This is a genomic window from Nonomuraea sp. NPDC049709, from assembly GCF_040674815.1.
Classification (GTDB): domain Bacteria; phylum Actinomycetota; class Actinomycetes; order Streptosporangiales; family Streptosporangiaceae; genus Nonomuraea.
In genome coordinates, this window is sequence record NZ_JBFANM010000113.1 from 22,730 (window position 1) to 31,905 (window position 9,176).

The window sequence follows — 9,176 nt, forward strand, 5'->3', positions numbered from 1 at the left end:
GACCGCCTCGAGAGGCTCGCCACGATCGCAGAGATCCTGGACAGCCTTCAGGCGGTCGGCGAGCGACTCGCCGCCCTGGCTTTGGGCTGTGACGCCGGTGGCCATAGGGGTGGCACCGCCTTTCGGGCCGCCATCAAGTGTTCTGCCCATGGTAATGGGAGTCACATGTCACAGAATCGCCCGTTCGGCGAAACAGCAGGTCAATAGGGTTACTGAAAATCGCCTGAACGCCCGTTCCACCTCGCCAGGCGCATGTCCACCCGCTCGCCGCGCAACGGGGTGCCCTCCTCGCGCCAGTGCGCGAGGCATCGTTGCAGGTGGTCAGGGGCGGCGCCGCTGCCGTCGGCGTGTACGACGCGCCACCACGGAACGCCGCCGCCCCAGGTGGACATGACCTTGCCCACCTGCCGGGGGCCGCCCTCACCGAGGTATTCGGCGATGTCGCCGTACGCCATGACCTTGCCGGGCGGGATGCGTTCGACGAGTTCGAGCACCCGCTCCACGAAGGGGTTCACGGGCTCCATGCGGCCGGGCCGGCGTCGATGATCTCGTGCAGCTTGCCGATCTCCATTACGGTGCCGGCCGTGGTGACCTCGATGACGCCGTCCCGCAGGGCGTACACCTCGCCGTCCTCGCCCACGAGCCGGGCGCCGAGCGCGGTCGACAACCTCAGCAGCTGGGCCAGTTGCCAGTCGGAGCCGGGCTCGCCGACGAGGTGGCCCTCCCAGCGCGCCACGGCGTGCCTGCCGCCCGCATGACCGGCCACGATCTCGTCAGATCCGCGCAGCTCGAAACCGGCCGGCGCGATGGCCTTCGCGAGCTCCGCGAAGGCGAGTGGCGACTCACGCACCACCCGCAGCTCGTATCCCATGACGCGGGACCATAGCGGATCTTCGCGCATCGCGCTGATCGCCCCTTACTCCTCGCGCTGGTCGAATCCGGACTCCTTGCGCTGATTGAGCACGACGATGGCGCCGCAGAACACGATCAGCGCCACCAGCACCCCGCCCCCGTACAGCCACATCCGCCACGGATCGGCCCCTGGCCGGGTCGGCACGGGCGAGTCCTCACCCTGGCCGAAGTGCTCCATCCCGGGCACGACGCTGCGCTGGGCGCCGGTGAGGCGCTCGGCGGCGTTCAGGGCGGCGGCGGCGTCCACCACCCCGAACCCGGTCTCGTCGTCGTATCCGGCCGCGGGCCGGCCCCTGGCGCTCGACGACAGGGCCTGCGCGACCTGTTCCGGCGGCAGGTCCGGGTAGCGCGCCTTGATGAGCGCGGCCACGCCGGCCACGAGCGCGGCGGCCGAGCTGGTGCCCTCCGACAGCTCGTAGCCGCTCTCCCGCTTGACCACGGGCACGTCCACCCCGGGCGCGGAGACCAGTACGGACACGTTGTCGCTGCTGAACGTGGCCCGCCTGCCCTGCTTGTCGGTGGCCGCCACGCCGATGACCCCGGGGTAGCCGGCCGGGAAGCTCCAGTAGGAGGTGCCCTTCTCCTTGGCGTACGGGGTCTGGCCGTCGTTGCCCACGGCGGCGACCAGGACGACGCCCTTGCCCAGCGCGTACGAGACGGCCTCGCGCTCGGACCTGAGCGGGCCGTAGGAGCCGATCGACATGCTGACGACCTGGGCGCCGTGGTTGGCGGCGTACCGGAGGGCGCGGGCCAGCGGGCTCTCCGCGGACGCCCCCTCCTCGTCCAGCGGCGGCATGGCGTAGCCGGGCTCGTCGATGACCATGGGCAGGGACAGGATGCGCGCGCCGGGGGCGACGCCGACGAAGCCGTCGTCCGCGCCGGAGCCGGCGATCAGGCCCGCCATGGCGGTGCCGTGCTTGCCCGGCGGCAGCTCGCGGTTCACCGTGCCCGAGGTCATGTCGGGGCCCGCGCTGACGCGGCCCTTCAGCTCCTTGATCTCGCCGTCCACGGCGCTGTCCACGACGGCGACGGTGACGCCCTCGCCCTTGGTGACGGACCAGGCCTGCTCGACGTTGAGCGCGTCGAGCACCCACTGCTGCTGATCCCGGACAGGATCGGCCGCGGGACCCGCGAAAGCGAGCAGCGCGGCCGTGAGCACGCGTACGGCGGTCAGCACACGTTCCCCTGGGTGCAGGGCGGCACCTTGGGCGGGTCCGCCAGGAAGTAGGCGATCTGGTTGCCGACGGACTTGGCGGCCGGCCACAGCTCGCTGTGCAGGATCTCCTCGGGCGGGATCGCGGCCCTGGTCCGCCCGTCGGCGTAGCCCGCCGTGGAGAACACGATGTACGGCCCCGCGCCCACCCAGCCGGTGCGCTGGCGCTGGTCGGGCCCGAAGCGCTCGCTCACCGTGCCGGGGAAGGCGACCGGCAGCACGCCCACGCGGTCGTCCTGGCTGAGCTCCTCGGTCGCCGAGACCCTCGACTCCTCGTCCTTGAGCACGGCCACGCCGACCGTGATGACGAAGGAGGCGGTCTGGTCGACGTACGTGGCCCGCAACATCGTGACGCAGCCGTGGCTCTGCAGCACGCCGGCCACGGAGGCGTCCACGCCCTTGGCGCACTCGGTCTCGGGGGCGATGCCGACGCGCCTGGCGTACTGCTGGGCACGGTCGAGCCCGAGGTATTTCACCTCTTCGGGAAACACGCCCGTGGCCGGCCAGGCCTGCCAGCGCCGGGCGATCTCCTCCTGCTTGTACTGGTTCTGCTCGGCGGGCGTCAGCGGACGGGAGCGCGTCTCGGCGAACAGGCCGATCGTGCCGAGCAGCACGACGACGGACGACACGGCGATGATGACGCCGAGCAGCGCCACGAAGATGCGCCGGTAGCGGATGCCCTGCTGGAGCACGCCCAGCTCGGCCCGCTCCTTTGCCTCCGTGCGCCTGCGGGAGTCCGCCGCCGGCCACGAGCGCACTCGTGAACGGCGGCCGGTGGGGGCGCCGAGCGGATTTCTCCGCTCCTGCGTGGCTTCTCCCCCGGCGCGCGGTAGCCCTGAGGTCGACCTACGTGCCTTCACCACCGCCTCGTTCCCGCATTCGCGTCGTGTCTATTTCGTCCCCCTAAGTGGACGGATCATGCGTCTTGTGAGATGTGCGCCCTGCGCACGCGTCTGACCAGGATGAATATGACGGCCAGTGACGCGAGCGCGCCGGCGGCGGCCCCGGCGGCGATGGCCGTGTAGACCGTGACGCGCCTCTCGTCCCGCTTGACCACCTCGACGGGGCCGGTCCGCCCACCCGCCAGCGGGCGGGCGGGATCCTGGGCCTCAGCGCCCTTCGCGGTCTCGGTGTGCCCGGCCAGCCGGGACGCCTCGGACAGGGCTCTGGCGGCGTTGACGACGCCGAAGCCGGTGCCGGTGTCGTAGCCGCCCGGAGGCCGGTCGGTGGCGCTCTCGGTCAGGGCACGCGCCACCAGCGGCGGCGACATGTCCGGAAATTTTGCTTTAACTAGGGCGGCGACGCCCGACACGAGCGCGGTCGCCTGCGAGGTGCCCCTGCCGACCCAGTACTCGTCGCCGGGGCCCGCACCCATGATGTCCACGCCCGGCGCGGCCACCAGCACCGAGGCGTTCCAGTTGGAGAACGTGGCCCGCCGCAGCCGCCGGTCGGTCGCGCCGACCGAGACGACGCCGGGGAAGGCGGCCGGGTAGGAGTAGGGGGCGAAGTCGCCGTCGACCTTCCTGTCGCCGTCGTTGCCCGCGGCGGCGACCAGCACGACGCCCTTGGAGATGGCGTAGCGGATGGCCGCCCGCTCCTCCCGGGTCGCCAGCTCTTTGGAGATCGACATGTTGATCACGTCTGCCCCCTCGTCCACCGCGTAGCGGATGCCTCGGGCCACCACGTTCTCGAAGCGCTCCGCCGAGTTGAACTCCCGGAAACCCGGCTCCTCGTCCTCAAGGATGACCCTTACCGACAGTACGTCCGCTTCGGGCGCGACGCCGATGATCCCCCGTTTTCCCTGGGGCCCATGACCGTGCCCGGCGATCAGCGACGCCATGTACGTGCCGTGCAGCCTGCTCGGAGCGGTCCCCGGCGGGTTGGCGCCCTCGGTGAAGTCCTTGCCCACGCGTACGGACCCGGCCAGGTCCCGGTGGCGCGGATCGACGCCGGAGTCGAGCACGGCCACCGTCACCCCGGCGCCCTTGCTGGTCCGCCACGCCTGCGCGAGCTCCAGCGTCCTGATCACCGCCTGCTGCCCGCCGCGCACGTCGTCGGCCCGCGCCGGAGGCGCGGTCAACAGCAGCGCCCCGGTCACCGCGACCGCCGCACCTCGCCTCAGCACGCGCCCGCCCCTGCCCCGGATCAGCACCGCCACTCCTCGGAGGCGCAGTCGGGCATGCTGGGCGTGCTCAGATCGGCCAGCACGTGCTCGGAGATCTCGGTCGCGAACGCGAAGATGGCCGGTCGCTGCTCGCCCGCCGCGCCCGCGGGCCGGCCGTCCACCTGACCGGCCGTGGTCAGCACCAGGTACGGGCCCGCCTGCCGGACCGACCCCGCCTGCCGCACGGCGGGCGTGAACCGGTCGGACACCGTGCCGGGGAAGGCCAGCGGCCGCAGCCCCGGCGAGGGTTTGCCGCTGTCGTCGAAGGCGGACTTGGCGCGTACGGCGCCCAGCTCGTCGCGTAGCGCCACCACGCCGATCGTGACGAGCACGCCGCGCAGCGCGTCGATGTAGGTGGCCCGCAGCACGCCCTTGCAGCCCGCCTTGCGCAGGGCCTTGACCGCCTTGGCGTCGACCGAGTCGCCGCAGGCGGTGTGCGGGGAGATGCCGATCCTGCTGGCGCGTTCCCGCCCGCCCTGCTCGGCGGAGTAGGGCAGCGTGGCGGGGAAGATGCGGCCGGTGGGCCAGGTGCGCCAGCGCTCGGCGACCTCGAATCTGGCCGCCGCGTGCAGCTCGGCCGTGCTCGGCCCGCGGGTGAGCTCCGTGCCCGCCGCGCTGCCCGCCACCCCGGCGGCCACCGCGCAGATCAGCGTCAGCGCGGAGGCCACCACGAGGGTGGGCCAGGGACGGGCGGAGTTCACGCCATCGACCTTAATAGGGGCGTCCGGGGAACATCCCCAGAAACCCCTAGTAGCTGGGCAGGCTGGGGTCCACGGTCTTGACCCAGCTCAGCACGCCGCCGCCCACGTGGACGGCGTCGGCGAAGCCGGCGCTCTTGACGACCGCGAGGGCCTCGGCGGAGCGTGCCCCGGACTTGCAGTGGAGCACGATCTTCTTGTCCTGCGGCAGCTTCTCCAGGGCAGAGCCGTTGAGGAACTCGCCCTTGGGGATCAGCGTGGCGCCGGGGATGGAGACGATCTCGAACTCGTTCGGCTCGCGGACGTCGACGACGTAGATGCTCTCGCCGCGGTCCATCATGCCCTTGAGCTCCATCGCGGTGATCGTGGAGCCGCTGGCGGCCTCGGCGGCCTCGTCGGAGATCGCGCCGCAGAACGCCTCGTAGTCCTCGAGCAGCTCGGTGACCGTCGGGTTCTTGCCGCACAGCACGCACTCGGGGTCCTTGCGGACCTTGACGTCGCGGTACTTCATCTCCAGGGCGTCATAGATCATCAACCGGCCGACCAGCGGGTCGCCGATGCCGGTCAGCAGCTTGATGGCCTCGTTGACCTGGATGGACCCGATCGACGCGCACAGCACGCCCAGCACGCCGCCCTCGGCGCACGACGGCACCATGCCGGGAGGCGGGGGCTCCGGGTAGAGGCAGCGGTAGCAGGGCCCGTGCTCGGCCCAGAACACGCTGGCCTGACCGTCGAAGCGGTAGATCGAGCCCCAGACGTACGGCTTGCCGAGCAGCACCGCGGCGTCGTTCACCATGTAGCGGGTGGCGAAGTTGTCGGTGCCGTCGACGATGAGGTCGTAGCCGGAGAAGATCTCCATGACGTTCTCGGTGGTCAGGGCCGTGTTGTGGATCACGACCTCGACCAGCGGGTTGATCTCGCGGACCGACGCCGCGGCGCTCTCGGCCTTCAGCCTGCCCACGTCGGACTGGCCGTGGATGATCTGGCGCTGCAGGTTGGACTCATCGACCACGTCGAAGTCGATGATGCCGAGGGTGCCGACGCCCGCCGCCGCGAGGTACATCAGCGCGGGCGAGCCCAGGCCCCCGGCGCCCACACACAGCACCTTGGCGTTCTTCAGCCGCTTCTGCCCCGCCATGCCCACGTCGGGAATGATCAGGTGGCGTGAGTAGCGGCGCACTTCGTCGACGGTCAGCTCTTCGGCCGGCTCGACCAGCGGTGGCAACGACACTTTCTACGCTCCCGGAGCTCGCGTTTTCAGGGGGTGTTGTCCCCACTGTGAAACCTAGCTCGGCAGTGGGGCATTCCCCAATTGAGTCTCACCGATCAGACGGCGTGCTTCCGCCGCCACGACCTGCGGTATCTCCATCATCGCCACGTGTCCCGCCGTCGGCAGCAGGACGAGCCTGACCTGCGGGAACGTACGGTACGCCTTCCTGGCCATGGCCGGGCGCACCAGGCGGTCGTGGCGCCCGTGGACGATCAGGGTCCGCGCCCGGACCTTGGCCGCCTGGCGCCAGAGGCTGCGCTCACCGCGACGGAAGTATTCGGTCACGATGCCCCGGGCCGAGCCGATCATGGCCTCGCCGGCGTAGGGGAGGTCGTCGCGCCTGCGCTGCTCGTCGATGGCGTCGCGCAGGCGTAGGGGGTGCACGGCGTCCATGTTGGCCCAGACCATGGCCATGGACGCGGTGATGCGCCGCTCGGCCGGGATCAGGCGCAGCCTGGACGCCACCCATTCGCCCAGCATGGGCACCGCGGCGCAGGCCACGCGGACGGGGCCGTACCTCGGGAGCAGGTCGGGCAGGGCCGGCGAGATGAGCGTGAGCGAGCGGACCAGGTCGGGGCGGGAGGCGGCGACCTTGACCGCGATCGCGCCGCCGAGCGAGTTGCCGAACAGGTGGGCCGGCCCCGTGTGCTCCAGCAGGCCGATCACGGCTCCGGCGTGGCCCTCGACCGTGTAGTCGCCGTCGGCGGGCGTGGGCGAGAACCCGGCGCCGGGCAGGTCGATGGCGTGGCCGGTGACGGTGTCCTTGAGCTCGTCCATGAGGTCGGTCCAGTTGGTGGCGGCCCCCGCCAGCCCGTGCACGAACACCGCCTGCTCGGCTGGTCCCTCGGGGGTGGACCGGACGTGCACCGAGCCGATCATGCGTCCCGGCCAGTGTGGGATCGGCTCCGCGGCCATGCTTCTCCTCCTCGTTCCTCGAACGCTTCTTCTCGTTACCCAACGATAACCATCGCCTCTAGAGGCGGCCTGGATTCCGTACAGCTGGGTATTTACGTGATTTTTCTGGACAGCAGAGCCGATACCTCGCAAGCACCGACAGGGGGTACGTCATGCTCACCATCCGTATCGCCGCGGGCCTCGTGGCCGCGGCCCTCGCCGGCGGCGGGCTCGTCATCGCGGGCGACGCGCGCCCGGCGAGCGCCGTGACCGTCGTCGACCGGCCCGGCTGCAAGTACCGCATCGTACGCGTCAAGAACCGGCTCAACGTCCGGGCGGCCCCGCGGGGGCGGATCGTGGACAAGCTCTATCCCGGGGATCGTACGTGGGGGAGCTGCAAGAAGTTCGGGAGCTGGCGGCGGATCCACGGGACGGACATCGGCCGCCGCGGCTTCGCCTTCGACCACTACCTGAAGAAGATCGGCAGGCGCTAGCCCTCACCCCCGGACCGTGGGGCGCCTCGCCACCGCGCCACCGCGCCACCGCGCCATCGTGGCCGCCCCGTCCGGCCCCGGCCATCCCAACTGCGCAACCCGGACACATCCACCTAGTTCTGCGCATAGATGTCTAATCGATCTCATGACACCCCAAGGGTGTGGCAAAAGTCCTCGTCCGCCGTTTGCGACGGTCTTCGCCGGAAAGCATGACGGTACCCAGCGTGACGTCGCAGGCACGCACCGTCAACGGCGGTCGGCCGGCGATCATGTCACCTCGGGGAACCACGCAACGCGATGAACACCATCAGAGGACGCGCAATATCCGCCAGTCCTCCACACGATGATGGCCACCGCCGCGCCCAATAACGCATTCCACCGGCGAGCGCCCGGCACGCATCACCATTATGGACGAACACGACCGGCCTCATCGGTATAAGCGTCGCGGCCGGCGTGTCGGCATTCATTCGCTCACGGACTTTGACGCCCGGGGCGTTATCGCGTGCGTGCGGACGCCATTACTGGCGCGCCATTACGGCCGATGGCCGCCCGGTGAGCCGCTCATTGCTGCCCGCACTCACCTCCCATTGCGCGCAATTCGGACATATCATCTCTTTTCATTGGATAAATGTTTAATGCAAGCAATAAGATTGTTAATGCAGAGCAAAATGGAGTCGTATCTGTTTGCCCGTCCATCGCCCCGGAAATGACTTGCCGTGGATGACTCTTCAGCAGCCGTCCAAGATCAGTTTCCTGACAATCCGGAAACGCCGAGAACGGGGCAATCGATCCTTTAGGGGGAAAACGCAATGCCCAAGCTCAAGAGTGTTATCGCAGGCCTCGCCATCAGCACGGGACTGACCGGCGGCATGGTCGGCATGGGCGCGGCAACCACCGCGGCCGATGCGGCCACCCAGATCAGCACCGGCGCGTCCGTCCTCGCGTCGGACGGCTGGGGCTGGGGACGTCACCACCACCACCACCACGGCCGCCACCACCAGCGGTGCAACAGGGGCGGTCACCACGGCGGTGGCTGGGGCTGGGGCGGCTGGGGACACCGTCGCCACCACCGCGGCACGGTCTGCATCATCGTCCGCAACCACAACCACAACGACAACGGTCCCGTGCACGAGCACCGTCACCACGACGACAACAACGGGAACCGCTGGTAAATGACCGTGCGTTGATGGCAGGGATGAGTGCCCGTCTTTTCGGCGGGTTCTCGGGAGCGGTCCGCTATTTCGCTCGCGGTTCGGCCTGAGGTTTTCATTTCTCCTCGTCTCCACGGCAACCTGGTGAGGGCTCTCCCGGCAACGGCCGGGGGGCCCTCGCCGCGTCGTTCCCCGGCCTTTCTCCTTTTCTTCTTTTCCTCGGCCGTCCCGGCGTGCGCGCGATCGTTTCTATGCGGAGTGCCATGCGAATGCCTAGTGTCGGGCAAAACTGGGCAATTCCGGTTTGTGGGGCTTTCGGCTGGAAATATGCAGGGTGCGGATGATTTGTTAGTCGTCATCCGGGTTGTTTCCCTGGCGGG

At 69.8% G+C, this 9,176-nt stretch carries 10 protein-coding genes; 2 read left to right on the forward strand and 8 right to left on the reverse strand.

The window, feature by feature from the left end:
• Positions 1-209: 209 nt before the first annotated feature.
• From AB0J69_RS56060 to AB0J69_RS56095, 8 genes are all read right to left on the reverse strand, one after another.
• Entirely contained in the window at positions 210-524 is a 315-nt protein-coding gene (locus AB0J69_RS56060; protein ID WP_364136453.1) for an MGMT family protein, read from the reverse strand.
• Entirely contained in the window at positions 512-871 is a 360-nt protein-coding gene (locus tag AB0J69_RS56065) for a hypothetical protein (protein WP_364136455.1), read from the reverse strand. The genes AB0J69_RS56060 and AB0J69_RS56065 overlap by 13 nt, the downstream gene beginning before the upstream one ends.
• Before the next feature lie 45 nt (positions 872-916).
• Positions 917-2,089: a S8 family serine peptidase gene (locus AB0J69_RS56070; protein WP_364136457.1), complete on the reverse strand. Its 1,173-nt coding sequence runs from the start codon at positions 2,087-2,089 to the stop codon at positions 917-919.
• Positions 2,083-2,883: a hypothetical protein gene (locus tag AB0J69_RS56075; RefSeq protein WP_364136459.1), complete on the reverse strand. Its 801-nt coding sequence runs from the start codon at positions 2,881-2,883 to the stop codon at positions 2,083-2,085. The genes AB0J69_RS56070 and AB0J69_RS56075 overlap by 7 nt, the downstream gene beginning before the upstream one ends.
• Before the next feature lie 158 nt (positions 2,884-3,041).
• Positions 3,042-4,277: a type VII secretion-associated serine protease mycosin gene (mycP, locus tag AB0J69_RS56080; protein WP_364136461.1), complete on the reverse strand. Its 1,236-nt coding sequence runs from the start codon at positions 4,275-4,277 to the stop codon at positions 3,042-3,044.
• Positions 4,271-4,990 carry a hypothetical protein gene (locus tag AB0J69_RS56085; protein WP_364136463.1) on the reverse strand — a complete coding sequence of 240 codons (720 nt, stop codon included), beginning with the start codon at positions 4,988-4,990 and terminating at the stop codon, positions 4,271-4,273. The genes mycP and AB0J69_RS56085 overlap by 7 nt, the downstream gene beginning before the upstream one ends.
• Before the next feature lie 46 nt (positions 4,991-5,036).
• Positions 5,037-6,218, reverse strand: a complete 1,182-nt coding sequence (gene moeZ / locus AB0J69_RS56090) for an adenylyltransferase/sulfurtransferase MoeZ (protein WP_364136465.1) — start codon at positions 6,216-6,218, stop codon at positions 5,037-5,039.
• 54 nt (positions 6,219-6,272) lie between these two features.
• Positions 6,273-7,172: an alpha/beta hydrolase gene (locus tag AB0J69_RS56095; RefSeq protein ID WP_364136467.1), complete on the reverse strand. Its 900-nt coding sequence runs from the start codon at positions 7,170-7,172 to the stop codon at positions 6,273-6,275.
• 152 nt (positions 7,173-7,324) lie between these two features.
• On the opposite strand from AB0J69_RS56095, the gene AB0J69_RS56100 reads away from it, so the two are divergent.
• Positions 7,325-7,645, forward strand: a complete 321-nt coding sequence (locus tag AB0J69_RS56100) for a hypothetical protein (protein WP_364136469.1) — start codon at positions 7,325-7,327, stop codon at positions 7,643-7,645.
• Between the two features lie 809 nt (positions 7,646-8,454).
• Positions 8,455-8,817, forward strand: a complete 363-nt coding sequence (locus tag AB0J69_RS56105; protein WP_364136471.1) for a hypothetical protein — start codon at positions 8,455-8,457, stop codon at positions 8,815-8,817.
• Positions 8,818-9,176: the final 359 nt, after the last annotated feature.

Coding starts and splice junctions, on each gene's coding strand:
- AB0J69_RS56060 (WP_364136453.1), bottom strand. CDS start 524: ATGGAGCCCGTGAACCCCTTCGTGGAGCGGGTGCTCGAACTCGTCGAA.
- AB0J69_RS56065 (WP_364136455.1), bottom strand. CDS start 871: ATGGGATACGAGCTGCGGGTGGTGCGTGAGTCGCCACTCGCCTTCGCG.
- AB0J69_RS56095 (WP_364136467.1), bottom strand. CDS start 7,172: ATGGCCGCGGAGCCGATCCCACACTGGCCGGGACGCATGATCGGCTCG.
- AB0J69_RS56100 (WP_364136469.1), top strand. CDS start 7,325: ATGCTCACCATCCGTATCGCCGCGGGCCTCGTGGCCGCGGCCCTCGCC.
- AB0J69_RS56105 (WP_364136471.1), top strand. CDS start 8,455: ATGCCCAAGCTCAAGAGTGTTATCGCAGGCCTCGCCATCAGCACGGGA.